Annotated in this window: 25 protein-coding genes; 8 read left to right on the top strand and 17 right to left on the bottom strand. The window is 70.4% G+C overall.

The features are described from left to right. Positions 1 to 75: 75 nt before the first annotated feature. The 3 genes from CU254_RS18560 (at position 76) to CU254_RS18570 (ending at position 3,715) form a co-directional block, all read left to right on the top strand. The gene (locus CU254_RS18560) at positions 76 to 522 is read left to right on the top strand and encodes a CBS domain-containing protein (RefSeq protein ID WP_009078280.1); all 447 of its coding nucleotides are present in this window, start codon (positions 76 to 78) and stop codon (positions 520 to 522) included. 16 nt (positions 523 to 538) lie between these two features. Further along, on the top strand, positions 539 to 1,828 hold the full coding sequence (locus CU254_RS18565) for an ArsB/NhaD family transporter (protein WP_009078282.1): 1,290 nt from the start codon (positions 539 to 541) through the stop codon (positions 1,826 to 1,828). 117 nt (positions 1,829 to 1,945) lie between these two features. Beyond that, complete coding sequence (locus CU254_RS18570; protein ID WP_009078284.1) at positions 1,946 to 3,715, top strand: chloride channel protein; 1,770 nt, start codon at positions 1,946 to 1,948, stop codon at positions 3,713 to 3,715. Positions 3,716 to 3,722: 7 nt separating this feature from the next. Here CU254_RS18570 and CU254_RS18575 read toward each other — a convergent pair whose 3' ends face one another. From CU254_RS18575 to CU254_RS18605, 8 genes are all read right to left on the bottom strand, one after another. Continuing rightward, a complete protein-coding gene (locus CU254_RS18575) occupies positions 3,723 to 5,099 on the bottom strand; it encodes a cell wall metabolism sensor histidine kinase WalK (protein ID WP_009078285.1) in 1,377 nt (458 codons plus the stop codon). Further along, positions 5,096 to 5,776, bottom strand: coding sequence for a response regulator transcription factor (locus CU254_RS18580; RefSeq protein WP_009078288.1), 681 nt, complete (start codon positions 5,774 to 5,776; stop codon positions 5,096 to 5,098). Before CU254_RS18580 ends, CU254_RS18575 begins: the two co-directional genes overlap by 4 nt. Before the next feature lie 173 nt (positions 5,777 to 5,949). Continuing rightward, complete coding sequence (locus CU254_RS18585; protein ID WP_009078290.1) at positions 5,950 to 6,633, bottom strand: class II aldolase/adducin family protein; 684 nt, start codon at positions 6,631 to 6,633, stop codon at positions 5,950 to 5,952. Further along, positions 6,630 to 7,391 carry an SDR family NAD(P)-dependent oxidoreductase gene (locus CU254_RS18590; RefSeq protein ID WP_009078292.1) on the bottom strand — a complete coding sequence of 254 codons (762 nt, stop codon included), beginning with the start codon at positions 7,389 to 7,391 and terminating at the stop codon, positions 6,630 to 6,632. Before CU254_RS18590 ends, CU254_RS18585 begins: the two co-directional genes overlap by 4 nt. Beyond that, positions 7,388 to 7,672 (bottom strand): acetone carboxylase subunit gamma, encoded by a 285-nt coding sequence (locus tag CU254_RS44150; protein WP_037714099.1) that lies wholly within the window; start codon positions 7,670 to 7,672, stop codon positions 7,388 to 7,390. The genes CU254_RS18590 and CU254_RS44150 overlap by 4 nt, the downstream gene beginning before the upstream one ends. Next, positions 7,669 to 9,642, bottom strand: a complete 1,974-nt coding sequence (locus CU254_RS18595; RefSeq protein ID WP_009078293.1) for a hydantoinase B/oxoprolinase family protein — start codon at positions 9,640 to 9,642, stop codon at positions 7,669 to 7,671. Before CU254_RS18595 ends, CU254_RS44150 begins: the two co-directional genes overlap by 4 nt. After that, positions 9,642 to 11,753, bottom strand: coding sequence for a hydantoinase/oxoprolinase family protein (locus tag CU254_RS18600; protein ID WP_009078295.1), 2,112 nt, complete (start codon positions 11,751 to 11,753; stop codon positions 9,642 to 9,644). Before CU254_RS18600 ends, CU254_RS18595 begins: the two co-directional genes overlap by 1 nt. 24 nt (positions 11,754 to 11,777) lie before the next feature. Beyond that, positions 11,778 to 13,259, bottom strand: a complete 1,482-nt coding sequence (locus CU254_RS18605; protein ID WP_009078297.1) for an aldehyde dehydrogenase family protein — start codon at positions 13,257 to 13,259, stop codon at positions 11,778 to 11,780. A gap of 183 nt (positions 13,260 to 13,442) precedes the next feature. On the opposite strand from CU254_RS18605, the gene CU254_RS18610 reads away from it, so the two are divergent. Next, positions 13,443 to 14,234 (top strand): IclR family transcriptional regulator, encoded by a 792-nt coding sequence (locus CU254_RS18610; protein ID WP_009078299.1) that lies wholly within the window; start codon positions 13,443 to 13,445, stop codon positions 14,232 to 14,234. Positions 14,235 to 14,277: 43 nt separating this feature from the next. Here CU254_RS18610 and CU254_RS18615 read toward each other — a convergent pair whose 3' ends face one another. Genes CU254_RS18615 through CU254_RS18630 form a run of 4 tightly spaced genes read right to left on the bottom strand, consistent with a single transcriptional unit; the run spans position 14,278 to position 18,085 of the window. Then, a complete protein-coding gene (locus tag CU254_RS18615) occupies positions 14,278 to 15,504 on the bottom strand; it encodes an FAD-dependent oxidoreductase (RefSeq protein WP_009078300.1) in 1,227 nt (408 codons plus the stop codon). A gap of 9 nt (positions 15,505 to 15,513) precedes the next feature. Next, positions 15,514 to 16,116: a maleylpyruvate isomerase family mycothiol-dependent enzyme gene (locus CU254_RS18620; RefSeq protein WP_009078302.1), complete on the bottom strand. Its 603-nt coding sequence runs from the start codon at positions 16,114 to 16,116 to the stop codon at positions 15,514 to 15,516. Next, positions 16,116 to 16,946 (bottom strand): fumarylacetoacetate hydrolase family protein, encoded by an 831-nt coding sequence (locus CU254_RS18625; protein ID WP_009078304.1) that lies wholly within the window; start codon positions 16,944 to 16,946, stop codon positions 16,116 to 16,118. The genes CU254_RS18620 and CU254_RS18625 overlap by 1 nt, the downstream gene beginning before the upstream one ends. Then, entirely contained in the window at positions 16,943 to 18,085 is a 1,143-nt protein-coding gene (locus CU254_RS18630) for a cupin domain-containing protein (protein WP_009078312.1), read from the bottom strand. The genes CU254_RS18625 and CU254_RS18630 overlap by 4 nt, the downstream gene beginning before the upstream one ends. 66 nt (positions 18,086 to 18,151) lie before the next feature. On the opposite strand from CU254_RS18630, the gene CU254_RS18635 reads away from it, so the two are divergent. Continuing rightward, on the top strand, positions 18,152 to 18,910 hold the full coding sequence (locus CU254_RS18635; RefSeq protein ID WP_037714104.1) for an IclR family transcriptional regulator: 759 nt from the start codon (positions 18,152 to 18,154) through the stop codon (positions 18,908 to 18,910). On the opposite strand, the gene CU254_RS18640 is transcribed toward CU254_RS18635, so the two are convergent. The 5 genes from CU254_RS18640 to CU254_RS18660 form a co-directional block, all read right to left on the bottom strand. Beyond that, positions 18,907 to 19,290 carry a hypothetical protein gene (locus tag CU254_RS18640; protein WP_009078314.1) on the bottom strand — a complete coding sequence of 128 codons (384 nt, stop codon included), beginning with the start codon at positions 19,288 to 19,290 and terminating at the stop codon, positions 18,907 to 18,909. The genes CU254_RS18635 and CU254_RS18640 overlap by 4 nt on opposite strands. Then, positions 19,271 to 20,488: an AI-2E family transporter gene (locus tag CU254_RS18645; protein ID WP_009078324.1), complete on the bottom strand. Its 1,218-nt coding sequence runs from the start codon at positions 20,486 to 20,488 to the stop codon at positions 19,271 to 19,273. The genes CU254_RS18640 and CU254_RS18645 overlap by 20 nt, the downstream gene beginning before the upstream one ends. Next, the gene (locus tag CU254_RS18650) at positions 20,488 to 21,915 is read right to left on the bottom strand and encodes an MFS transporter (protein WP_234392841.1); all 1,428 of its coding nucleotides are present in this window, start codon (positions 21,913 to 21,915) and stop codon (positions 20,488 to 20,490) included. The genes CU254_RS18645 and CU254_RS18650 overlap by 1 nt, the downstream gene beginning before the upstream one ends. 225 nt (positions 21,916 to 22,140) lie before the next feature. After that, positions 22,141 to 22,362 carry a DUF6480 family protein gene (locus CU254_RS18655; protein ID WP_037714106.1) on the bottom strand — a complete coding sequence of 74 codons (222 nt, stop codon included), beginning with the start codon at positions 22,360 to 22,362 and terminating at the stop codon, positions 22,141 to 22,143. A 116-nt stretch (positions 22,363 to 22,478) separates the two neighbouring features. Then, a complete protein-coding gene (locus CU254_RS18660) occupies positions 22,479 to 23,117 on the bottom strand; it encodes a TetR/AcrR family transcriptional regulator (RefSeq protein WP_199785926.1) in 639 nt (212 codons plus the stop codon). A 134-nt stretch (positions 23,118 to 23,251) separates the two neighbouring features. On the opposite strand from CU254_RS18660, the gene CU254_RS18665 reads away from it, so the two are divergent. From CU254_RS18665 to CU254_RS18675, 3 genes are read left to right on the top strand one after another with little or no spacing between them, the layout of a single operon-like run. Then, positions 23,252 to 24,826, top strand: a complete 1,575-nt coding sequence (locus tag CU254_RS18665; RefSeq protein ID WP_009078333.1) for an FAD-dependent monooxygenase — start codon at positions 23,252 to 23,254, stop codon at positions 24,824 to 24,826. After that, complete coding sequence (locus CU254_RS18670; RefSeq protein ID WP_009078334.1) at positions 24,823 to 25,734, top strand: VOC family protein; 912 nt, start codon at positions 24,823 to 24,825, stop codon at positions 25,732 to 25,734. Before CU254_RS18665 ends, CU254_RS18670 begins: the two co-directional genes overlap by 4 nt. Beyond that, the gene (locus tag CU254_RS18675; RefSeq protein WP_037714111.1) at positions 25,734 to 26,558 is read left to right on the top strand and encodes an alpha/beta fold hydrolase; all 825 of its coding nucleotides are present in this window, start codon (positions 25,734 to 25,736) and stop codon (positions 26,556 to 26,558) included. Before CU254_RS18670 ends, CU254_RS18675 begins: the two co-directional genes overlap by 1 nt. Positions 26,559 to 26,568 lie beyond the last annotated feature (10 nt).

Here is a 26,568-nt window from a genome sequence, read left to right on the forward strand (position 1 = left end):
TGGTGCGGGCGTCAGGCGTGCGGAAAGAAATCGCGAGGTCCGGCGGAGCCGCCCGGCGCGCCGTAGCCTGGGGGCATGCGCGCAGCGGACCTGGCCGAGGAGTTCCCGGTCGTCGACCTCGATGCGGACGCGCTGGCGGCCGCGCGCCTGCTGGCCGAGCACCGGCTGCCCGGGCTGGTGGTGACGGAAGCGTCCGGATGCCCGCACACGGTGCTGCCCGCCTCCGACGTCGTCCAGTTCCTGGTGCCGCCGTACGTGCGCGACGATCCGTCGCTGGCCGGGGTGCTCAGCGAATCGATGGCGGACCGCGTCGCGGACAAGCTGGGCGGGCGGACGGTGCGCGAATTGCTGCCCGACGAACCGCGCGAGCTGCCCAGGGTGGACGCCGACGACACGATCGTGGAGGTCGCCGCGACGATGGCCCGGCTGCGGTGCCCGCTCGTCGCCGTCATGCGGGACCGGACGCTGCTCGGCGTGGTTTCCGCGTCGCGGCTGCTGGAGCACGCGCTGACGCCTCGCTGACCCGGGCGGTCCGCCGGTGAGCACGATCATCGCGGTGGTCGTCTTCGTGGTGGCCTACGTGCTCATCGCGACCGAGAAGATCCCGAAGATGACCGCCGCGCTCGCCGGGGCGGGCGTCGTGCTCGCGACCGGGGTGAGCGGCTCGGCCGACGCGTTCTTCTCCGAGGACACCGGCGTCGACTGGAACGTGCTGTTCCTGCTGCTCGGCATGATGATCATCGTCGGGATCCTGCGCCGCACCGGCGTGTTCGAATTCGTCGCGATCTGGGCGGCCAAACGCGCCAAGGGGTCGCCGCTGCGGATCATGCTGCTGCTGGTGCTGATCACCGCGGTCGCGTCGGCGTTCCTGGACAACGTGACCACGGTGCTGCTCATCGCCCCGGTGACGCTGCTCGTGTGCGACCGGCTCGACATCAGCCCGGTCCCGTTCCTGATCGCCGAGGTACTCGCGTCCAACATCGGCGGCACCGCAACGCTGATCGGCGACCCGCCCAACATCATCATCGGCAGCCGCGCCGGGCTGGCGTTCAACGACTTCCTGCTCAACCTCGCGCCGATCGTCGCGCTCGAGCTCGTCGTGCTGGGGCTGGTGCTGCCGTGGCTGTTCCGCGGCTCGTTCACTGTCGACCCGCAACGGGTCGCCGACGTCATGGCGCTCAACGAACGCGAAGCGATCCGGCAGCCGAAGCTGCTGATCAAGTCCGGCGCCGTGCTGCTGCTCGTGTTCGCCGGGTTCGTGCTGCATTCGGTGGTGCACCTGGACCCGTCGGTGGTCGCGCTGCTCGGCGCGGGCCTGCTGGTGCTGCTCTCGGGCACGCTGCCCAAGCAGTACCTGGCCGGCGTCGAATGGGAAACCCTGCTGTTCTTCGCCGGCCTGTTCATCATGATCGGGGCGCTGGTCAAAACCGGCGTGATCGACTGGCTGGCCAAGCTCTCCGCCGGAGCCACCGGCGGGAACGCGCTGCTGGCGGTCTTCCTGATCCTCGGAGTGTCCGCGCTGCTGTCCGGCGTGATCGACAACATCCCTTACGTGGCGACGATGAGCCCGCTCGTGCTCGCGCTCACCCACGACATCCCCGACCCCGCGCATTCGGACGCGCTGTGGTGGTCGCTGGCGCTCGGCGCGGACTTCGGCGGCAACATGACGGCTGTCGGGGCCAGTGCGAACGTGGTGGTGCTGGGGCTCGCCGCGCGGGCCGGGGCGCCGATTTCGTTCTGGGAGTTCACCAAGAAGGGCGCGGTCGTCACGCTGATCACCGTGCTCGTCGCCGCGCCGTACCTGTGGCTGCGCTACTTCGTGTTCTGACCAACCCCGCACGCGAAACGGACGAAAACCCGGATAACGCCGGGGAAATCGCCGCCGTCCGGCCGGTGTGAGCGATCCCGCAACCATGGCCGTACGCAATTGTTGCATACTGCATCAATGTCGTCGGGCGAGAATGCGGGAAAACGCGGGCTGGTGGTACCGGTGCGCCAGCCGGTGGGCCGGTGGGTGCGGGAGAGCCGGGCCGGGCTGGTCGGGCTCGCGGTGCTGATCGGGGCGGGCGCGGGGCTGGGCGCGGTGGTGTTCCGGTGGCTGATCACGTCGTTCACGCACGTGTTCTCCGGACACGCGGACTACTCGGACGCCGGGCGGGCGGCGCATTCCTGGTTCCCTGAGCTGGGGCCGTGGTTCCTGCTGCTGGCCCCGGTGCTGGCGGGCCTGGTCTACGGGCCGCTGGTGCACCGGTTCGCCCCCGAGGCGCGCGGGCACGGGGTGCCGGAGGTGATGTACGCGGTCGCCGAGCGCGGCGGCCGGATTCCGGTGCAGGTGAGCGTGGTGAAGGCGCTGGCGTCCGCGTTGACGATCGGCTCCGGCGGTTCGGTGGGCCGGGAGGGGCCGATCGTGCAGATCGGGTCCGCGCTGGGCTCGGCGCTGGGCCGGGCGGCGCGGTTGCCCGAGTCGCGGCTGCGGGTGCTGGTGGCGTGCGGCGCGGCGGGCGGGATCGCGGCGACGTTCAACGCGCCTCTGGCCGGTCCGTTCTTCGCGATGGAACTGATCCTGCGCGATTTCGCCGCGGAATCGTTCGGGGCGGTCGTGCTCGCGAGCGTGACGGCGAGCGTCGTCGGCCGCGCGGTGCTGGGCAACGCGCCGTTCCTGGACCTGCCGCCGTTCACGCTGCGGAATCCGGTGGAGTACCTGCTGTTCGTGGTGCTGGGCCTGGTCGTCGGCGCGTGCGGGGTGCTGTTCACCCGGGTGCTGTACTGGATCGAGGACCTGTGCGACCGGCTGTGGCGCGGTCCGGAATGGCTGCGCCCGGCCGTCGGCGGCGTCTTCCTCGGCGGGCTGCTGCTGGCGCTGCCGCAGATGTACGGGGTGGGTTATCCCGTGCTGCAGAACGCGGTCGAGGGCAAGTACGTCCTCGGTTTCCTGCTGGTGCTCATGCTCGGGAAGATCGTGGCGACCAGCCTGACGATCGGGATCGGCGGCTCGGGCGGGGTGTTCGCGCCGTCGCTGTTCATCGGCGCGATGGCCGGGACCGCGTTCGGGATCGCGGTGCACACGTGGTTCCCGTCGGTGACCGCGTCGCCGGGCGTGTACGGGCTGATCGGCATGGGCGCGGCATTCGCGGGCTCGGCGCGGGCCCCGATCACGGCGGTGATCGTGCTGTTCGAACTCACCGGCCAGTACACGGTGATCCTGCCGATGCTGACCGCGATCGTGATCGCGACCGCGGTGAGCCGCACGCTCAGCCGCGACACGATCTACACGCTCAAACTCCGCCGCCGCGGCATCGATCTGGACAAGCACCCGTCCGCGCGGCGGCTGGCGGACACGAAAGTCTCCGCGGTCACCGAACCGCTGCCGGAGCCGCTGCGCGAGGACCTGCCGCTGGAACTGGCCGCGCACGCGCTCGCGCTGTCCGGCCACGGAATCCTGCCGGTCATCGACGAACAAGGCCGGTACCAGGGCTGTGCCACGGCTCGCGCGGTCGCCGAAGCAGTGGCCGAGGACAACGCGGGACGGGTGGGAGACCTCGCCGAGCTGCCGCCGCTGGTCACGAGCGATTCGACGCTGGCGGATGCGCTCGACGCGCTCGCTCAGGCGCCGGGAACCGGGCTTCCGGTGCTGACCGGGACTGACGAGCTGACCGGGTGGATCACGCACCAGTCGGTGCTGAGCGCGCTGGAACCCGCCGTAGCCGGCCGCTGAACGGCGATCACCCGCGCGCCTCGGGAAGTTCGACGACGAACCGCGCCCCGCCGCCCGGCCGTCCCTCCGCCCATACCCGGCCGTGGTGGCGGTGCACGTGGTCCGCGACGATCGCCAGTCCCAGCCCGGTTCCCGAATCAGGATCCCGCCGTCCGGCGTGCACGCCTCGGGAGAACCGCTCGAAGATCCGTTCGCGGAGTTCGGCGGGCACCCCCTCGCCGGCGTCGTCCACCTCCAGCCGGACCACGCCGTTGCACGCGTGCGCGGCCACGCGGACCGCGCCGCCGCCGTAGCGGGCCGCGTTGTCGAGCAGGTTCGCCAGGACCCGGTCGAGGCGGCGCCGGTCCGCGGCGACCAGCAGCTGCCCTGCGGCGAGGTCCAGCGTCGGGCGTGGCGCGGGGCTGCTCGCGACGCCGCTGCGGACCAGCGTTCCGAGGTCGACCAGTTCGCGGTCGTCGCCGTTGTCCGCCTGGTCGACGGCCGAGATCTCCAGCAGGTCGAGCACCATGCCGCGGAACCGGTGCAGTTCGGCCAAAAGGAGCTGCAGTGCTTTCTGCGCGGGCGCGGGCATGGCGTCGCGGCGGCGGTCGAGCACCTCCGCGACGGTCGTCATCGTGGTGAGCGGCGAGCGCAGTTCGTGGCTGACGTCGGCGGCGAACCGGGCGTCGCGGCGGACCCGTTGTTCCAGCGCGTCGGCGGTGGCGTTGAAGGTCGCGGCGAGGGGAGCGAGATCTGGTCCGGCTTGTTCGGGCAGCCGGGCGCGCAGGTCGCCGCGCGCGATCCGGGCGGCGGTTTCGGTGAACGCGGCAAGCGGGCGGAGTGCGCGCCGGGCCGCCCACGCGCCGAGGGCGACGCCGAACAGGCCGCACGTCACGGTGCCCGCGACGAGGATCATGCGCAGGTCGCGGAAGGTCCGTTCGAGCCCGAGCAGCGGATGGAGCTCGACGTAGTAACCCTTCGCCTTGGCGAGCGGCTGCGCGACCGCGAGGACCGGGACCCCGCCGGCGGTGAACCGCTCGTGCGCGGGCGCGCCGGGGCGGGCGCGGGAAAGCAGGCCGCGCGGGAGGTGCTCGGGACCGATCGGACGCCCAGCGGTGTGCCAGCCCCCGGGCAGGGACACGAGGATTGTCGAATTCGGCCCGCCGGTGAGGCCGGACAGCAGTTCGCCGAGCCCGTCGGTCCGGTCGCGGACCTCGTTGTCGACCAGCCGCGCGTTGATCCGGGAATGCCGGTCGGCGCTCTGCTGGCGCTGGTTGAGCAGGTACCCGGTGGCGAGGTGCCAGGTCGCCGCGGACAGCGCGCTGACCACGACCAGCAGGCCGAGCCCGAACGCCGCGGAAACCCGGCAGCGCAAGGAAAGCCGGGACACCGGCGCCGGGCTCACGGCCGGGGCTCGGCGCGGTAGCCGATTCCCCGGACAGTCAGCACGAGACGCGGGCAATCGGGATCCGGTTCGACTTTGCGCCGCAATCGCCGGATGTGGACGTCGAGCAGCCGCGTGCCGCCGAAGTAGTCGCGCCCCCAGATCCGGTGCAGCAACTGCTCGCGCGTGACGACCTCGCCCTCGGCCGCGGCCAGTTCGGCCAGCAGCCGGAATTCGGTACGGGTAAGGAGAATCTGGACGCCGTGGCGGGAAACCGTCTCGTCGTGCGTGCTCAGCAGCAGATCGCCGACCTGGAGACAACACCTGCGCACCGGCGCGGCGCGGCGCAGCAGCGCGCGGATCCGAGCCGCCAGCTCGCCGGCGACGAGCGGCTTGGTCACGTAGTCGTCGGCCCCGGCTTCCAGCCCGGCGATCACGTCCTGGCTGTCGGCGCGGGCGGTGATGATGATGACCGGCAGATCGCCGCGCACCCGCAGCTCGTGGCAGACGCTGAGGCCGTCCATGCCGGGCAGCATCAGATCGAGCAGGACGACGTCCACGCTCACCGATTCGAGCATCGCCAGCGCGTCCTCGCCGGACGCGGCCTGCGTCACCGCGCAGCCCTGGTCAGCGAGAGCGAGGGAAAGCGCTTCGCTGATCAACGCGTCGTCCTCGACCAGCAAGACTCGCACCGTCATCGGGTCGCCCCTCCGCCGCGGAACATGCTTTAGAAATTGTTCCCTATCGCGGCAAGGGCTGGGCGGGTGCGGATTCCTTTGCCAGGAAGGGCCGTTGGCGGGATTTCGGTGGCCTGGACCAGTGCGGCCTGCTGGTGGGTGCGCGGCCCAGCCCGGACCGCGCACCCACCGCCTCACGGCAGCTGCCGCACCAAGTAATCCCACACCGCCCGCACCGCGCGGGGATGGTAAATATGCTCCCGCTTCGCGTGCGATTCCTCCGGCGGGGACCAGCTGGGCCACCCGCCGAACGACTGGGTGCGCAGCTGCTGCTCGCACGCCCGCTCCAGCACGACCGCCGCGACAGTCGCGCTCTCCACGGAATCGCCGACCGCGACGATTCCGTGGTTCACCAGGAATACCGCCCGCGCATTGCCGAGTTCCGCCGCCAGTGCTTTGCCCAATTCGGGAGTCAGGATCAAATCCGCGGTCTCGGTGTAACGAGGCACTTCCGGCGGCACGAACAGGTTCGCGGCATGGCTCACCGGCCGCAGCTCCTGGCCGGTCGCCGCCAAGGCAACGGCGTGCGGCGCGTGAGTGTGCACCACCGCGTTCACGTCCGGCCGGGCGGCGACGACCTCGGTGTGGATCGGGTATTCGCTGTGCCGCGGGCCGGTGCCGGAGACGACCTCGCCCTCGGCGTTGACCAGGTGCACGCGCTCCGGCGTGACCTCCTCCATGCCCCATTCCGCGGATTTGATCCACACGCCCCGTCCGTCGGCGTCGCGGCAGGAGACGTGGCCCCAGATGAGGTCGCCTTGTCCGGCGGCGGCCAGGATCCGGGACGACAGCGCGACAAGTTCCTGTTGCGTGCTCATCGGTGCACCAGCCCGCCGTTGACGCTGAGGGTCTGGCCGGTCAGGTAACCCGCGTCGTCGCTGAGCAGGAACGCGGCCAAACCGGTCATGTCGTCGGCTCCGGCGGGGCGGTGCAGCGATTGGGCGCGCAGCATGGCCTCGCGTTGTTCCGGGGTGACGGTTTCTCTCGCGACTTCGGTGTAAACCGGGCCCGGCGACAGCGTGTTGACCCGGATGCCGAACTCGCCGAGTTCGCGCGCCATCGAGAACGTCATGCCGTGCACGCCGCCCTTGCTGGCCACGTAATGCAGGTAGCCGGGGCGGCCGAGTTGCACCGCGTCGGAGCCGATGTTGACGACGCTCGCCGACGGCGACGCCTGCAGCAGCGGGAGCAGCGCCGACACGAGCAGCCACGGGCCGCGGAGGTTGACCGCCATCAGCCGGTCCCACTCCTCGTCGGTGATCTCCCAGAACGGCTTCATCTTGATGGTGGAGAAGATCGCGGCGTTGTTGATCAGACCGTCGACTCGGCCGTGCGCCTCGGTGAGCTGGGCGGCGAACTCCGTACAGCTGCTGCGGCTGGACACGTCGAGTGCGTACGCGCTGGCTTTGCCGGGGCCGTCGAAAGAAGCGGCGGTGGCCTGGACGCCATCGAGGTTCAGGTCGGCGAGCACGACGGTCGCGCCTTCCGAGACCAGGCGGCGGGCGTACGCCGCGCCGATGCCTTGGGCCGCACCGGTCACGACGACGACCTTTCCGGCGAGTCCGTTGAGAGTCATGTCAGGCTCCAGCTTCGGTAGGAGGGTTCGCCGTCCGGCACGATCTCGGTGGACAGCAGCGTCCGGCAGCCTGGGCAGAACGCTTGGCGCAGCAGCACTTTCCGGTCGACGAACGCGGCGGGATCGGCGTGGACGCCCGGTCCGGCTTCGGTCGAGGGGCGTTCGTGGCGCAGTGCGTGCGCCATCGGTTCGGCGGTGGTGTCGCCGATCCGCGTCGCGCAGTGGCGGCAGACGACCGCGCCGGTCCCGTCGTCCACGCGGAGGTTGAGGTCGAGGTTCACTGGTGCGCTCCTTCCGGCGGGGTGAGCCCGGCGCGCTCGTAGCGCAGCCGGTCGCGGCGGGCCGCGGTGGCCGCGAGGTCCGGTTCGCCGTCGGAAAGCACGACGCCGTAGACGTCCGCCGCCGCGAGAGCGGACACCTTGCCGTTGCGGACATCGGCGGCGACGCGTTCGGGTTCGCGATGCAGCGGGTCGCCGATTCCGCCGCCGCCCTGCCAATGGGTGAAGTAGACGTCCGCTTCGGCGAGATGGGTTTCCAGGTGCGGCGGAAGGGTGTCCGCGCGGCCGCTCAGGTCCTCGATCGTCTGCGGGATCCGGCCGTTCGCGAGCTGGTCGCGCACGGTGGTGTCGCGGACGAGGACGTCCCATTGCGTGGCCGCGGGATAGCCGCCCGAAATGCCGGGTGCCTGCGGCACCGCCTTTCCGTTGGCGGAGACGACGAGGTGCACGCTGCGCGTGGGGGAGTCGTAGGGGATGAAGCAGCTCGACGCGCCGACGCCGCCGCGCCACCGGCCGGGTCCGCCGGAATCGACCTCCTCGCGCCGCCACAGGTAGAGCATCGGGAAGCTGAACTCGTTGATCTCGATGTCGGCGATGCGGCCCATCGGAATGCAGTTCTCGCCGCCGGTGTCGACGCCGTCGCCGTCCACCTTCGCGCCGAGGCCGCCGGACATCGCGTCGCACAGCATCGTGGCGAAACCGCCGCCGCGCTGGTCGACCCCGGCCAGCAGGGTCAGATCCCAGGTCCCGCAGCACACGCTCATCGCCGACCGGCTCAGCTCGGCGTGCGTGCTCAGCATCTGCGCGACGGTTTCGGAGACCGCGTTCTGCGTGGACCAGGCCGAGTTGACCGACGCTTTCCCGATGCCGGCGGGGAAGGTGCAGTTGTTGATCGTCCCGGGCTCGCTGACGATCTCCACGCACCGGTAGATCCCGCCCGGCGACCACGAGATGTCCGGGCACAGCATGGTCAGCAGGATCGGCAGGATCCCGCCGCGCAGCCCGGCGAGGGTGCAGTTGATGATCCCGTCGACCTGCGGGTCGGTGCCGGTGAAATCGAACGTCAGCGTGTCGTCCTGTTTGGACATCGCGACCACGATCTTGTGGATGTCCCGGTCGCCCGCCCGCGCGCCGTCCTGGTGCGCGACGGCCGACCACGTTCCGTCCGGCAGCGCGCGCAGTTTGGCGCGCAGCTGGGATTCCGCGTCGCCCATCATCTTCTTCATCACGGCCTTGACGGTGTCCGGGCCGTACTTGTCGATGAGCGCGGTCAGCCGGTCCTGCGCGACGTTGTTCGCGCCGATCTTGGCGCGCAGGTCCAGCCCGACCAGCCGCGGCACGCGGGACCGGCGCAGGTACATGTCCTCCAGGTCCGAGCGCAGCGTGCCGCCTTCGACGATCTTCACCGGCGGGATCGGCAGCGCCTCCCAGAACACGTCGTGCCCCTCGACCGACCAGCTGCCCGGCGACACGCCGCCGAGGTCGACCTGGTGCGCGACCGCACCGGTCCAGCAGAACAGCTGGCCGTCGTAGAACAGCGGCGCGAGGACGGTGACGTCGTTCTGGTGCAGGCCGCCGCCGATCCACGGGTCGTTCAGGAGGAACTGGTCGCCCGGCGCGATTCCCGGGTTCTCGGCGCGGTGCTCCAGCGTCCAGCGCACGGCCATGTCCAAAGCGGACCCGAGCTGCATGTTGTACAGCCCGACCTGGACGGTTTCGCCGGTCTCGTCCATGATGCCCGCGCCGAAGTCGTTGCAGTCGGTCACGACGACCGAGCCGGACATGCGCTTGATCGCGTCGCCCATGTCGTCGGTGATGGCGACCAGCCGGTGCCGGACCACCTCGTAGGTCAGCGCGTCGACCGCCTCGGAACCGACGCGGTGCAGTTTGAGGTCGCCGAAGCGGGCGTCCGGGTCGAGGGGAGCGCCGGACTGGACGAATCGCTCGGATCCGGCGACGGGGATGACAGCCATCAGGAGAGTTCCTTCCGCTCAGGGAAACGGAGCACGAGGTTGCCCAGGCGGTCCACAGTGGCCTGGGTGCCCGGCGGCAGGGCGACGGTGGTGGTCGGTGCTTCGACCACGGCCGGGCCTTCGATCTCGTGGCCCGCACCAAGGGCGCGGTAGTCGTAGATCGCGGCGGGCTGGCGGCCGGTCCGCACGTCGAGCAGCACCTCTCGCTCGCCGCTCGCGGCGGGCCTGCCGGGCAGCGTGCCGTGCTCGGGCAGCTCCGGCTGGATCTGCAGGATGCCAGTCGCGCGGACGCGGTAGGTGATCAGCTGCAGTCCGGCGTCGGGGAAGCCGGATCCCTTGCCGTACAACGCTTCGTAGCTCGCCTCGAAGTCGCGGCCGAGCTGGTCCACCGACTCTGCGGTCAGCTCGCCGCCGGGCACGGGAGTCGCGACCTCCGCGAGCTGCATCGTGTAGCGGATGTCGGCTTCGCGCTCGTAGCTGATCGCGGAGAAGGTCAAGCCCTGCTCGGCCAACCGGCGCTCGAGTTCGCGTTCCAATCCGGCGAAAACCTCGTTCGCGGTCTTCGCGGGTACCGGCATCGCGACCGGCTGCGACTGTTCGGCCGTCAGCACGATGTCCGACGCGGCCAGGCCGTAGGCGGAGAACACCGCAGCGGTGGAGCCGAGCGGGACCACGACCTCCTTGACTCCGAGGTCGGCCGAGTAGCTCGCGCAGTGCATCGGGCCCGCGCCGCCGAACGCGTACAGGGTGAAGTCCCGGGGGTCCTGGCCGGAGTTGACCACGACCTTGCGGACGAGGTCGGCGGTCTGGGCGTTCTGGATCGCGTAGATCGCCGCGGCCGCGTCCTCGACGGACATGCCGAGCGGGGTCGCGACCACCTTGCCGATGGCGTCCCGGGACAGCTGGACGTCGAGTTTCTTGCGTCCGCCCAGGAAATTGTCCGGGTTGATGATGCCGAGGACGAGGTCGGCGTCGGTGACCGTCGGCTCCCAGCCGCCCTCGCCGTAGCACGCCGGTCCGGGACGAGCGCCGGCGCTGCGCGGCCCGACGCGGAGGTTGCCGCCCGGGTCGACCCAGGCGATCGCGCCGCCGCCGGCCCCGATCGTGTGCACGTCGACCATCGGCGTGCTGATCGTGTACTGGTTGAGGATCGTGCTCGTGGTGGTCACCGGTTTGCCGTCGACGACCAGCCCGACCAGGAACGTCGTGCCGCCCATGTCGGTCGAGATCACCTTGTCGTGGCCCAGCGACGCGGCCATCCGCGTGCAGCCGACGACGCCGCCGGTCAGTACCGAACCGATGGTGCTGATCGCGTGCGCCGGAGCGTCCGCGGCGGTGACGCAGCCGCCGGAACCCTGCATCACCAGCAGCGCGCCGGTCAGCCCGCGCTCCCGCAGTTCGGCTTCGAGCGGCCGCAGGTAACTGCCCAGCCGCGGGCCGACCTGCGTGTTCATGATCGTCGTGACGTTGCGCGGGTACTCCCGGATGCGCGGGCTGACCTCGCTGGACAGCGCCACGTACACCTCCGGAGCCTCCTCTTGGACGATCTCGCGCACCCGCTGTTCGTGCGCGGGATTGCGGAACGACCAGAGGAACGACACCGCGATCGCCTCCGCGCCGTCGGCGAGCAGGTCGCGTACGGCGGTCCGGACGCCGTCCTCGTCGAGCGGGACGACGACGCGGCCTTGGTAGTCCACGCGTTCGTCGATCTCGCGGATCCGGTGCCGGGGCACCAAGGACGCGGGCTTCGCCGTGCGGGCCATGTGCTGGATGTCGTCGCTGCCCAGGCCGGCGTAGCGGCCTTCGAGATTCATGATGCTGATCGAGTCGGCGTGCCCGCGGGTGGTGAGGAAACCGACCTGCGCGACGTCGCCGGTGACCAGGGCGTTGAGCGTCGAGGTGGTGCCGTGCACGAGATAGTCGGTGTTCGCGAGCAGTTCGCGGACCGGGATGCCGAGTTCCGCGGCGAGCTCGTCGATCGCGGTGAGGAACCCGGTCGCGAAATCCGGGGGAGTGGACGGGGTTTTGGCCGCGGCGAGCCGGTTCTGCTGGTCGGCGACGAACGCGTCGGTGAACGTTCCGCCGGTGTCGATGCCGATGACGTACGCCATTGAGGGCCCCTTTGCCTTCGCTAGTCAGAACATGACGTTGAGGGACTTGGTTTCGGTGTAGCTGAGCAGTTCTTCGAGGCTTTCCTCGCGGCCGACGCCGGACCCCTTGACGCCGCCGAAGGGCACGTTGGGGAAATGCCGGGACGAGCCGTTGATCCAGACGAACCCGGCCTCGAACGCGCGGGCGACACGGTGTGCGCGCGTGACGTCGGAGGTCCAGACGCTCGCGGTCAGCCCGTAGTCGACGCTGTTGGCGATGCGGACCGCTTCCGTCTCGTCGGCGAACGGAATGACCGACAGGAGCGGCCCGAACACCTCCTCGCGGGCGATCCGCATGTCCGGGCGCACGCCGGTGAACACCGTCGGGGCCACGAACAAGCCCTCGTCCACACCAGCCGGACGGCCGCCGCCGGTGGCGACCTTCGCGCCTTCGGAGACCGCGATGTCGATGTAGGACAACGACTTCTCGTACTGCGCCCGGTTGATCATGGTGCCCTGTTCGGTGCGCTCGTCGAACGGATCGCCGATCCGGCGCGCCTCGATCAGCTCGACCACCCTGGCGACGAGCGCGTCGTGGACGTCCTGGTGCACGAGCAGCCGCGAGTTCGACCCGCAGGACTGTCCGGACCAGGTGAAGTTCATGCCGAACACGGCGCCGGCGGCCGCGGCTTCGAGGTCCGCGTCGGGGAACACCACCATCGCGTTCTTGCCGCCGAGTTCGAGGCTGACGTCCTTGACGCCGCTCTCGGCCGCGGCGCGCTGGATGGCGCGTCCGGTCGGTTCGGACCCGATGAACCCGATCCGCCGCACGTGCCGGTGCCGCACCAGCGCGTCCGGGACCGCCGGTCCGTCGCCGACGACCACCGACAGCACGCCGGGCGGGAAGATGTCCTTCGCCAGCTCGGCCAGCCGCAACGCGGACAGCGGCGCGGCCTCCGGCGGCTTCAGGATCGTCGGATTGCCCGCGACCAGCGGCGCGGCGATTTTGCCCGCGAACATCAGCGGATGGTTGTAGGGCACGATCCGCGCGACCACGCCGACCGGTTCGCGCGTGGTCACGTGCAGCGCGTTGCTGGCGGGCACCGTGGTGCCTTTGAGTTCCAGCGCCTGCCCGGCGAACATGCGCAGCTGCGCCACCGTCACCCCGACGTCGACGCGCGAGTTCGAGATCGGCGAACCGGCGTCCACAGTGTCGAGCAGGGCGAGTTCCTCGCCGTGGCGTTCGATCACGTCGGCCAGTTCGGCGACCAGCTTCGCTCGCTCGACGGGAAGGGTGTCCCGCCAGACCGCCCGGGCGTCGGCCGCGGCGCGCACTGCGTCGTCGACGTCGCCGGGTCCTGCGTCGGGAACCTCGGCGATCACCGTGCCGGTGTAGGGGGACACCCGGGAGAAGGTGGCTCCGGACCGCGCCGGGACGAGCTTGCCGTCGACGAGCAGGCGCCACTCGCGGTCGAGAAGTTCGGCGACCCGGGTCGGGATTTCCGGGCCGGAATGTGCTTCGAGCATCGTCGCTCCTGCGCTTCCTGAGTCCCGCGGGGACCTGGAGCCCCGCGTGCCGTCGGCTCATGCTAACCCCGAGACCCGGCTGCGAGTCTAGCCTGCGGACTTCAATTCTGTTATCCAGAAACTTTGCCGTCTTTTATCCTTAAGGCCGTCCACACATGCCCTGGTCCGGATACGATGTCTGCTATGCAGACATCCGCCGCCGAAGCCGGTCCCGCGCGGCCCGCTCCCCAGTACCCGATCGAATCCGTGGACCGCGCGCTGCGGCTGCTCCGGATGTTCAGCGCCACGAGAGAACTCCGGCTGTCCGACGCGCGGGACGCGCTGGGCGTGGGCCAGTCGACCGCGCACCGGCTGATGGCGATGCTCGTGCACCACGGATTCGTCGACCAGGACCCGGTCAGCCGGGTCTACCGGGCCGGGCCGGCGCTGGTCGAGATCGGATTGTCGGTGGTGAACCAGATGGACCTGCGCGCGGTCGCGCGTCCGGTGCTGCAGTGGCTGTCGGAAACCACCGGCGAAACCGTGCATCTCGGTTCGCTGGAAGGCGGTCAGGTGCGCTTCCTGGACGTGATCGAGAGCGACCGGGCGCTGCGGGTGTCCGGCCGCGTGGGCCGCACCCTCCCGGCGCACGCGACGAGCCTCGGCAAGGCGATGCTCGCGCACCTGCCGGACGACCAGATCGCGCAGCGCTACCCGGACGACGTGCTCGGCCAGGTCACCACGAAGACCATGACGAGCCGCAGCGCGCTGCTGGCGGAGATCGAGCGCATCCGGCGGCGTGGTTACGCGCTCAACGCGGGCGAGAGCGAGGACGGCGTCAGCTCGATCGGCTGCGCGGTCGCCCGCCCGGACGGCCCGCTGCTGGGCGGGCTGAGCGTCGCCGCGCCGACCGCGCGGATGACGAAAGCGCAGCGGGACGAACACGCGGTGGCGCTGGTGGAGGGCTGCCGACGGTTGGCGGAGAAGTTGGGGTGAATGAAAAACCGGCGGTGAACGGGTCGTTCACCGCCGGTAAGGGTCATCGCGTGGCAGTCAAATCGTCCGCGGCAGACAGCGGAATCGGCTCGAACATCGGCGGCTCGTCCTCCGGGAACAAGGCCGTCGGACCGTACAGCCAGTCCGTGAAGGAGTAGTCGTCCGTCTCGCGGGCGTGCAGGAGAGTGTTGCGCTGTTCCCGCTCGGCGCCGTCCAGGTGCCACAGGTTTCCCCAGGCCCGGGCGGTCAGCACGACTCGGCGGCAATGCTCCGTCCGGACTGCCTGGTACGCGGCCAGCGCATCGTCCCAATTGCCCAGCCGTTTCATGTGCTCGGCCAGCACCCAGCCGTCCTCGATGGCCATGATCGCGCCCTGGGCGAGGTACTGCAGGGGCGGGTGCGCGGCGTCGCCGAGCAGGGCGAGCCGGCCGTCGACCCAGGTGGAGATCGGGTCGCGGTCGTACATCCGCCACCATTTGTCCCGCCACATCCGCGGGATCCCGGCCCGCACCTCGTCGCAAGTCGCGGCGAACGCGGTGTCCAGCTCGTCCGGCGTGCCCCAGTCGTCCATACCCGCCACAGCCTTCGGCGACTCGAAAACGGCTACCTGATTGAGCAAATCGCCGCCGCGAAGTCCATAATGGACAAAGTGGCAGCGCGGGCCGACATAGACCACGACCTCGGACAGGTCAACCGGACGGCCGACCTCGGCGATCGGCACCGTGCCGCGGTAGGCGACGTATGCCGACGAGACCGGCTGGTCGTCCGCGAAGTGCTTCCGAGCGACCGAGTGCAGGCCGTCGGCGGCGAGGACGACCGGTGCACTGTGGACAGTGCCGTCGTCGGTGACCGCGGTGGCGGGGTCCGGCGTGTAAGACACGATCCGTTGCTCGGTGAGGAGTTCGACGCCCGCGTCGCGGCAGGCGTCGAGGAACAGCCGGTGCAGGTCGCTGCGGTGGATCACCAGGTACGAGAAGCCGTAGCGGCGTTCGAGGTCTCGCAGGTCGAGCGCGGTCAGGTCGCGGCCGTCGACGGCGTCGCGCATGACCATCCGGTCCGGGACGACGCCGCGCGCTTTCGCGGTGTCCAGCAGGCCGTAGGCGTCGAGGATCCGGGTGCAGTTGGGGGCGAGCTGAATGCCGGCCCCGACCTCGCCGAACTCCGCCGCCTGCTCCAGGACCCGCACCCGCAGGCCGAGCCGGGACAGCGCGAACGCGGTGCTCAGCCCGCCGATCCCGCCGCCGACGACGAGCACGTCAGGGGTGTCCATGGGCTCTCCTCACAACCAGGGGCCGAGGTCGGGGACCCCGGTCAGCGAATGCGGCCGCCCGGCCAGGTACGCCGCGACGTCAGGCAGCGGCCCGTCCGGCAGCGCGGCGAGACCGCGTTTGGCCTGGATCTCCGCGACGAGCGCGGACAGGAACGCTTCCGGCAGGTCGGCGAACGTCGCTCCGGTGCCGAGGTCGACCGCGTGCACGCACACCTCGCGCGCCCGCAGCCACGGGATCTCGGTGGCGGGAACCGTCCGGCCCTGCGCGGTGACCACCTCGGCTTGCCACTGCTCTGGAGTCAACGCGGCCATCGCGGACTCCAGCGAACGCGCCGAATCCCGCAGCCACGCCGTGAGCTGGCCTTCGGACTGCCGGGAGCCCGCCTCGATGTCGGCGTTGCGCTGCTCCGGCGAGGAGTACATCGGGGTGCGCTCCCCGGTCCGCGCCCAGTGCACGAGGTTGCCGAGGGCGTCCGCGTTGGCCGCGACGTGCGCGGCGAGGTGCTTGCGGGTCCAGCGGGGGAGCGCGCTCGGTTCGGACAGTTCCTTCGCGTGCGTCAGGAAAAGCTCGGTGCCGAACGAGACCCAGTTCCGCGCGTCGGCGGGCGCCATCAGGCTTCCTTCACGATCTGGTTGACGCACGCGCCGATCCCGGCCACCTCGGTGACCACGGTTTCGCCGCCGGTCAGGTAGGCCTTCGGATCGCGGGCGTGGCCGACCCCGGCCGGCGTGCCGGTGGCGATCAGGTCGCCCGGGTTGAGTTGGACGATCGTGGAGATGTACCGCACCAGGAACACCGGGTCGAACAGGAGCGTGCCGGTGTTGTCGCGCTGCATGACGCGTCCGTCCACAGTGGTCTTCACCTCGAGCGCGGGCCGGACGCCGCCGACCTCGTCCCGCGTCACGACGTACGGGCCGACCGGCGTCGAGGACTGCCAGATCTTGCCCTGCGTCCACTCGATCGTGCGGAACTGCCAGTCGCGGACCGAGACGTCGTTCATGACGGTGAACCCGGCGATGGCCGCCGCGGCCTCGTCCTCGTTCGCGCGCCGGACCGTTTTGCCGACCACGACGACGAGTTCGACCTCCCAGTCGAGCGCGTCGGTCTCGGCCGGTTTGCCGATCGGGTCGGCCGGACCGGTGAGGGTGTCGGCGAACTTGGGGAACAGCGTCGGGTACGCGGGCAGTTCGCGGCCCATTTCCTTGATGTGGTTGGTGTAGTTGTGCCCGACGCAGACCACTTTGGACGGACGCGGCACGACCGGGGCGAGGTCCGCGCCCTCGGCGGGCCAGGTCTCGCCGGTCGCCTGGGCGGCGTGCGCTTCCCAGCCGTCCTGGGCGAACAGCGCGCCGAGGTCGGGGGAGCCGAGGTCGACCAGGACGTCGCCGTCGAGGCGGACGGCGCGGGTGTCGCCGTCGACGCGGAGGGTGGCGAGCTTCATCGGAGGGTCTCCTGACGGTCGAGGTGGAGCGCCTCGAACACGGGCGCGTCCGAGAAACGGAACAGGTCGAGAGCGCCGGAGTCGGAATCCGCGGCACCGGCCTCCGACTTCACCGAGAACGGCTGCCACGACGGGACGACGAACAGGTCCCCGCGCGAGACCGCCCACGAGGTGTCGCCGACGGTCACTGTGCCGGAGCCATCGAACACCTGGCAGACCGCCGAGCCGGTCTCGCGCACTGGCGCGGTCTCGGCGCCCCGCGCGACGCGGTGGAACTCGGCGCGGATGGTCGGCAGCACGTCGGAACCGTTGTGCGGATTGGAAAACCGGACGGCCGCGTGGCCCGGTTCGACCGTTCCGCCGTAGCCTTCTTTCTCCAGCTGCAGCTGGTCGCGCAACGCGGCGTCGGTGTGCTCCCACTTGTACGCCAGCAGCGGAGAGCCGGGCGCTGCCGTGCCGACGGACAGCGGCCGCAGACCGGGGTGCGCCCACAGGCGTTCGGAACGAGAGCGGTCGGGGGTGATCCGCTCGGCCGCGCTGATCTGCTCGCGGCCGAACTCGAAGAACTGCGCCTCGATCCCGTACTGGAACGGGATGTCGAGGCCGTCGAGCCAGGCCATCGGCTCGCGGGTGGCGTTGTGGTGCGCGTGCCAGTTCCAGCCCGCCTGCGGCAGGAAGTCGCCGCGGCGCATCGGGACCGCGTCGCCGCCGACGACCGTCCACACGCCCGAGCCTTCGACGACGAACCGGAACGCGTTCTGGGTGTGCCGGTGCTCGGGCGCGTCCTCGCCGGGCATCAGGTACTGGATCGCCGCCCACAGCGTCGGCGTCGCGAACGGACGGCCGCCGAGGCCCGGGTTGGCAAGGGCGATCGCCCGCCGTTCCCCGCCGCGCCCGACCGGCACGATCTCGCCCGCCTGCTCGGCGAGCCGGAGGAGGTTCGCCCACCGCCATCGGTGCGGCACCGCCCGCGAACGCGGATGCGCGGGCATCAGGTCGCCGATCTCCGTCCACAACGGAACGAGCAGCTCCTGTTCGAAGCCGCGGTAGAGATCGCGCAGGGCGGGCGTGACCGCGGGCTGGTCCGGTGCGTCGACCGCGGCGAGCCGAACGGGAGTTCGCGCTGGAGTGCTGGGCATGGGGTTATGGTGGGCTGATCCCGGCCTGCGGAAAACGGGATTCTGGTGTGCGGAAAGGCGGCCCGGATGGAGAAACGGTTCAAGGCCCCGCCGCCGTATGCGGTGGCCAGCGTCGACAACGCCCTGCGGATCGCGGCGATGCTGCAGCTCGAAGGCCCGTTGACAGTCTCCGAGGTGGCCGAGCGGATCGGCGTCGCTCCCTCGACCGCGCACCGGCTGCTCGCGATGCTCGTCTACCGCGACTTCGCGGTCCAAGACGCCAACCGCGCCTACCGGGTGGGTCCGGTGCTGGAGCTGGCCGCGCATTCGCAGTCGGCGGCGTCGAAACTGCGCGCGGCGGCGCTTCCGCACCTGCGGCGGCTGGTGGACCTGCTGGACGAGTCGGTCAACCTGACCGTGCGGACCGGGGACACGGCCCGGTTCATCGCGAGCGTCGAGTGCTCGCAGGCCTTGCGGGTCGGTTCACGCGAAGGGATGGTTTTCCCGGTGCATCAGACGACGGCCGGTCTGCTGTTGCTCGCCGAACTGCCGCCCGAACAGGTCGAGGAACTCTACGCGGTCGACAAGCCCGGCGAGCGTCCGGACCTGGCCGAGCTGCGGGCCGACCTGGCGCGCGTGCGGCGCAGCGGTTTCGCGCTCAACCAGGGCCGATCCGAACGCGGAGTGGTCGCGGTCGGCGTGCCGGTGCACGGGGCCGACGGTGTGGTGGTGGCCGGGTTGTCGGTGTCGATGCCGAGCGTGCGGTACCGGAAAGACCAGCTGCCGACGCTGGTGACGTCGTTGCGCGCGACCGCGGCCGCGCTGGAGGCGGATCTGCGCGGCTAACGCTGGTCTTCCCGGGCGAGTGCCGCCGCGAAAGCCGCGTGCACGTTGAGGAATTGCTGCACCGGCAGTTCCGCCGCGACCCCGGGACGCTGCGGGGCCAGCCGCTTGGCCGCCCAAGCGCCCCACCGCACGTGGGCTTCCTCGACGCTCAAATGGGCCGCCTCGGCCGCGTGGCGAGCGTTGACGCCGTCCAGAATCGCCTGGTGCATCAGCGCGGGAGTCGAGCGTTGTTCCCAGGCTCGCAAGGACGCCATCGACGAAAGCCGATGCAGCGTCGACGACACCGTCCGCGGTGCGTGCCGGGGTAGCGGAAACCCGCGTTCGAGCGGTCCTCTCGGCGGCGTCGTGCCGTCGGCGTTGTCAGTGATCAAGCTCGTCATCAGAGTCCCTCCGCGGTGCGGTTACCCGCCTTCGCCCGGACGAAACCCTTGATCGGCCGACGGTACGGGCGCTGGCCGGCTGCAGCGGGTCGATGTCCACCGGATCCAGCGGCGGGTCGCGCTGCAGGGAGCCGAGCGCGGCCTTGGCGACCGCGAGGATCGGCACCGCGAGCAAGGCCCCGACGATCCCGGCGATTTCCAGGCCGAGCGCGATGCCGAGCACCACGGCCAGCGGGTGCAGCCGCACCGCGCGCCCGAGCAGGAACGGCTGCAGCACATGGCTTTCCAGCTGCATCACCGCGACGACGATCGCGAGCACGATGCCCGCGGCGACGAATCCGTTGGCGACCAGGGCGATGAGCACGGCGACCGCGCCGGTCACCACCGCGCCGAGGATCGGGATGAACGCGCCGATGAAGATCAGCGCCGCCAGCGGCACCGCGAGCGGGACCCCGACCAGCCAGATGCCGAGTCCGATGCAGACCGCGTCCACACAGGCCACCGCCACGGTCGCGCGCACGTAGCTGACCAGCGACGCGAAGCCGCGGCGACCGGCGACGTCGATCTCGTCGCGAGTGGCGGAGGGCACGATCTTCAGCAGGAAGTGCCAGACCTGATTGCCGCTGTAGAGGAAGAAGACGAGCACGAACAGCGTCAGCAGCATCTCGGTGAGCACGCCGCCGACGGTCGCGGCGGTGGACAGCACCCGCGTGGTGAGTTCGGCGGTGTTGCCCTGGATCGCGCTGACCGCCTTGTCGAGCAGCTGCTGCAGCTGCGGAAGATGCAGCGGTCCGTGCTGCAGCCAGTTGTTGATGCGCGCGAGACTCGCTCCGACCTGGTTGCCCAGCTGCGGCAGGCTCGCGGTCACCGTGGTGACGACCAGCGTGAGGACCCCGCCGAGGACCGCGAGTCCGACGATGATCGCGACGAGCGTGGCCAGCGCGCGCGGCACGTGCCAGCGCACCAGCCGCTCCACCAGCGGCGCGAACAACGCCGACAGGAGCAGGGCGATCCCGATCGGGACGGTGACGGCCGAGAGGTAGCCGAGCGTCCACGCGGCGACCCCGAGCATGGTGAGAACGATCAGGAACCGCCAGCTGGCCGCCGCCGCTACCCGCAGCGACCACGGCACCGCGTCGGCGGCTTCCCGGCGGCGATGGCGGTTCGCGCCCGCGACCCGGCGAGGCGGGGCGGTCATCACGCCGCCGCCTTGGCGGACAAGGGTTCGGCGACCGATTCGAGCGAGCGCCGTTCGGCCTTGATCCCCAGAACCGCCTCGGCGATCCCGCCCGCGATCATCATGCCCGCTCCGAGGTAGTAGCCGAAGGCGACGTTGCCCACGACGCCGGTTTCGACCAGGCTGCCGAACAGCACCGGCCCGACGATCCCGCCGAGCCCGGTGCCGACGGAGTAGAAGATCGCGATCGCCAGCGCCCGCACTTCCAGCGGGAAGATCTCCGACACCGTGAGGTACGCGGAGCTGGCCCCGGCCGAAGCGAGGAAGAACACCGCGCACCAGGAGACGGTCAGGGTGACCGCGGACAGCACGCCCGCTTGGAACAGCAAGCCGGTCCCGACGAGCAGCACGCCGGAGCCCAGGTAGCTGGTGATGATCATCGGACGGCGGCCGATCGAATCGAAGAACCGCGCGAGGACGAGCGGACCGACGAAGCTGCCCGCCGCGAGCGGCACCAGGTAGAGCCCGACCGAGCCGCTGGAAACGCCGAAGAACCGGCTCAGCACCAGGCCTTGGGTGAAGTAGACGGCGTTGTACAGGAACGCTTGCCCGACGAAGAGGGCGAGCCCGAGCAGCGTCCGTTTCGGATAGCTGCGCACGAGGGTCACCGCGACTTCGGTCAGGCTGGTGCGGGTGCGTTCCTCGACCTCGATGGTGTCGTCGACCGGTTCGAGCCGCTCGCCGGTCGCCTTCTCGACGCGGTCCTCGATGCCGGTGACGACCTGGTCAGCCTCCTCGGCGCGGCCGTGGGTGAACAGCCAGCGCGGGCTTTCCGGCACGGTGCGGCGGACGATCAGGATGAACAGGCCGAGCACCGCGCCCAGCCCGAAGGCCAGCCGCCAGCCCAGCCAGGCCGGGATCAGGCCGACGTCGAGCAGGACCAGGCTGAGTGCCGCGCCGCCTGCCGCGCCGAACCAGTACGAGCCGTTGACCGCGAGGCTGACCGTCGCGCGCCAGCGGGCGGGCACGAGTTCGTCGATCGCGGAGTTGATCGCCGCGTACTCGCCGCCGATGCCGGCTCCGGTGAGGAACCGCATGACGAAAAACCACCACGGCGCAAAGGAAAACGCGGTCAGCACGGTGGCCAGCAGATAGAGCCCGAGCGTCAGCAGGAACAGGCGTTTCCGGCCCCAGCGGTCGGTCAGATAGCCGAAGAAGAGCGAACCGCAGACCGCGCCTGCCACGTAGCACGAGGTCGCCAGCCCGACTTGGGTTTCGGAAAGGACCAATCCGCTGCCGGGTTCGGTCAGCCGGTCGGACAACGCGCTGACGATGGTCACCTCGAGCCCGTCGAGGATCCACACCGTGCCCAGCCCGACGAGCATCAGCCAATGCCACGACGACCAAGGCAGCCGGTCCATCCTCGCCGGCACATCGGTTCGCACCACATCCATCACCTCGCGGCGCGAATTCCCGGCGGAGATCACCCGCAAACGGCTTGGTTGCCCAAACCGGAAAGTTCGCCGGGTCGCCGATCAGCCGACCTGTGCGGTCTCCCGGCATGCCTTCTGCCCTCGCGTCTGCGACCCCGCTACGCCGACGAAGACCTCGTCGACAATGACCCCGCTACGCCCGAAACGGATTTTTGCGAGCGCCGCACCGACCCTCCCTGGTCAGAACCAGTCGAGCGCGCGCAGCACGAAGAACGCGGCCACCCCGAGCACGAGGACCGCCACCGCGACGAGCCACCCGACGGGGAGCTTGCGCGAAGGCATCGGCTGCGGATGCGAAAGTCCCGAAGTCTGCCCGGCGTCGGGCGGGGTGTCGCCGGGCGGCACGGAACCGCCCGGTTCGAGACCCGGCACGTCGTCGGGTTCGGGTCCGGGTGCGGTCATGTCCGGTCTCCTCGTCGTCGATGCGGTCACCGGAGGGGTTTGCCGCTCAGGACGCCGGTAAACGCGCACGGCCCGGCAAACCGGTCGCGCCGCGCGGTTCCGTCCACTGTGGATCTCTAGCGCCCGGCCAGCACCCGCTCGGCGATCGCGACCATGGCCTCGGTCAGCAGTGCCATCTGGTCGCGCATGGAACGGTCCGGTTCCGCCTGCCAGGCGACGAACGCGCCGTCGAATCCGGCGATGCCGAAGTAGTCCAGCGCCTCGCCCACCTTGTCCGCCGCTTCGGGCCCGACGCTGGCCCACGACTGCGAGATCATCCGGCGCATGTGCTGCCGTCCGTCGGCGCGCACGCGTTCGATGATCTCCTTCACCTCGACGTCCGCGACCGCCTCGGCGCTCATCAGCAGGATCAGGTGCAGCCGGAGGAAGTCGGGTTTCGCGGCGAACACCTCGCCGGTGCGCTGCAGGAACCAGCCGAGCAGTTCCGCGGGCGGCAGGTCCTGCGGCGGATTCGCCTGCGACTCGCGCAGGTGCCGGAAGAACTCGTACGCCCCGCGTTCCATGACGGCCGACAGCAGCCCGCCCTTGGACTGGAAGTGGTGGTAGATCGCGCTTTTCGGCAGGCCGGTCTCGGTGCTGAGCACCGACATCGTCGTGGCGGAATAGCCGCGTTCGGCCATGATCCGCGACGCCGTGTCGAGGATTTCCTCCCGGGAACGCCGTCCCCGCCGGTTCCCGGCCCGCGCTGTGTCCACGCCGAGCAGCATAGGGCCGCCGGTTTTCTGCACACCGGAATCGTGCGCGACGCGTCTTGACGAACCCCGGGTCCAGGTGTGACCGTAGCCACTAATGAACCGAACGACCGGTCCAAAACTGTGGAGCCTGGGACATGAGTGAGCACTACGACGCCGACGTCGCCGTCGTCGGATACGGCCCGACGGGCCTGGCCGGGGCGCTGACCCTGGCCGCGAAGGGCGCGCGGGTGGCCGCGTTCGAACGGGACCAGGACGTCTACGCCCGGGCGCGGGCGGTCACGATCAACGACTGGACCATGCGGATCCTGCAGGACCTCGGCGTCGACGACCGGGTCGAGCGGGTCGTCGAACCGCAGCGGGCGCTGCGCTGGGTGACCTACGACGGCCGCGAGGTGATGCGCGTCGAGCATCCGCCGAGCACGCTGGGCACTCGCGGGAGCAAGCCGCGGTTCTACAACATCTACCAGCCGGCTCTCGAGACCGAGCTGCGTCGCTGCGGCGAGGAGCGCTCCGGTCTGACGGTGCGGTACGGCGTCGAGGTGGTCGGTGTCGAGCAGGACGCCAGCGGCGTGACCGTCACCGCGCGCGACCGCGAGACCGGGGAGGAGACCGCCACCCGCACCCGGTACGCGATCGCGGCCGACGGCGGCTCGTCCCCGGTGCGGAAGATGCTCGGCATCCCGATGCACGGCGACACCGGCGACACGCTGTGGATCGTCATCGACTGCCGGGTCAAGCGCTGGTGGCCGGACCGCGATTTCCTCACCTTCTGGACCGACCGCGAACGCCCGGTCGTCGACATCGCCCTCTCGGCGGGCAACCACCGGTGGGAAATCCCGCTCAAGGCCGCCGAAACCGAGGCGGACTTCCCGACGGACGCGCAGGTGTGGCCGCTGCTGCGCGCACTGGGCGTGACCGAGGACGACGTCGAAATCCACCAGTACGCGTTCTACCGCCACCACGTCCGGATGGCCGAAACCTACCGGCGGGGCCGGGTTTTCCTCGCCGGCGACGCCGCGCACCTGATGCCGCCGTGGGCGGGCGCGGGCATGCAGACCGGCCTGCGCGACGCGTACGACCTGGGCTGGAAGATCGCCGGGATCGTCCGCGGGGAACTGGGCGAGGACTGGCTCGACACCTACGAGGCCGAACGCCGCCCGTCCGCCGAGTTCTACACCGGGCTGGCCGTCGCGCTGGGCCGGGTGATCAAGCAGGAGGCGACCCCGGCGGAGATCGAGGCGATGAACACGGTCCCGACGGACCTGGTCACGCCGTGGGAGCCGCCGCTCAACGCCCCGCCGACCCTCGCCGCCGGATGGCTGCGCGGCGAGACCGGCGACGCGTCCGTCGTCGGCCGGTACCTTCCGCAGCCGCTCGCATGCGACGCCGTCGGCCGGATCGACCGGCTGGATGCGTTGCTGCCCAACGGTTTCGTGCTCCTCGGCAACGACCTCGACCCGGCGACCCTGCTCACCCCCGAGGAGAAGGCCGGTTGGGACGCCCACGGCGCGTCCTACGTCGCCGTCCGCCCCCGCACCGCGTACACCCAGGCCGCGGCCGACCTCGTCGACATCGAGGACGCGCTGCTGCCCTGGCTCGACCGCTACGGCGTCCAAGCGATCGCCGTGCGCCCGGACAAGTTCGTCGCCGCGGCCGACAAGACCGGCCTCGCCACCCCTGTTGTGCAGTCTGGAAAGGAATCCCGATGACCGTGAAAGAACTCGCCTACGTCGTTTACGAGGTGAGCGACCTCGCCGCATGGGAGCGCTTCGCGGTCTCCCTGCTCGGCATGCAACTGGGGGAGAAGTCCGCCGACGGCCTCACCTTGCGCACCGACGAGAAGGCGCACCGCTGGATCCTCACCGAAGGCCCCGCCGACGACCTGGTCCGCAGCGGCTACGCGGTTTCGTCCTCGGCCGAGCTGGATGCCCTGGTCGCCCGGCTGCGGCAGGCGGGCGTCGAGACCCAGGAAGGCGACGCCGGCCTGGCCGCCGCGCGGAAGGTCGACCGGATCGTGCTCGTCACGGACCCGCTGGGCAACGTGCTCGAACTGGTCACCGGCCTGGCCGACGCCGAAACGCCGTTCCGCAGCGACCTGCTGCTCGGCGAGTTCGTCACCGGAACCGGTGGTGCGGGGCACCAGGTGCTGCTGGCCAACGGCGTCCCGCGGGAGACCTACCTGGAGTTCTACGAGGGACTGCTCGGCTTCAAGCTCAGCGACATCATTGTCGAGGAGGTCGCGCCCGGGATCGTCGCGGACCTGGCGTTCCTGCACTGCAACCCGCGGCACCACTCGGTCGCGTTCGGCGACATGCCGCACCCGAAGCGGACGCACCACTTCATGATCGAGGTCTCCGACATCCGCGACGTCGGCCTGGCCTACGACCGGTGCCTCGACGCGAAGCAGCCGTTCGAGATGACGCTCGGCATGCATCCGAACGACCACATGTTCAGCTTCTACGTCCGTACGCCGTCGGGCTTCTCCGTCGAGTACGGCTGGGGCGGCCTGCTGATCGACGACGAGACCTGGGAGGTGCGGACGCTCGACCAGCTGCACTGGTGGGGGCACCGCGCGCCGGAGGCCGTCGCGGAACAGCTCGCCGGGGGTGCGCTCTGATGACTTCGCGCTACGTGCGGACCCGCGACTGGAAAATCCACTACCACGAGGCCGGCGAAGGCCACCCGCTGATCCTCCTGCACGGCGGCGGCCCCGGCGCGACGGGCTGGAGCAACTACTCGCCGAACATCGAGGCCCTGTCCCGGAATTTCCGGGTGATCGCCCCGGACATGCCAGGCTGGGGCGACTCCGACGGCGCGGACTTCGCCACCCTCGACCACGTCGAAGCCGCGACCCAGCTGCTGGACGCGCTGGACATCGAAAAGGCGGCCTTCGTCGGCAACTCGATGGGCGGCCACACCTCGTTGCGGCTCGCGGTGGAACGCCCGGACCGCGTGTCGCACCTGGTGACGATGGGCCCGCCGATCCAGATGAAGCCCTTCCTCTTCGGCGCCGGCGGCGGCCCGACCGAGGGTTTGAAGATCATGTTCGAGACCTACTCCGACGCCAGCCCCGAAGGCATGCGCCGTCTGGTCGAAATCATGGTCTACGACAAGGCCCGGTTCGCGACGCCGGAATTGTGCCGGGAACGGTCGGACGCGGCCCTCGCCCGCCCCGAACACTTGCGCGCCGTCGCGTCGGCCGTCCCGAAAGCCCCGATCCCGATCTGGCTCGACCTCGCGGCGGTTTCCGGCATCACCGCGCCGACCCTGCTGATCCACGGCCGCGACGACCGGGTCGTGTCGTTCGAATCGACTCTTTTCCTGGCCGCGAACATCCCGGATTCCCGGGCGGTTCTGCTGAATCGGTGCGGGCATTGGGCGCAGCTGGAGCACGCGGCGGAATTCAACCGGCTGGTGACGGATTTCGTTCTGCACCACTGATTTCCGCGTT

The sequence above is a fragment of the Amycolatopsis sp. AA4 genome (assembly GCF_002796545.1).
Lineage (GTDB): Bacteria > Actinomycetota > Actinomycetes > Mycobacteriales > Pseudonocardiaceae > Amycolatopsis.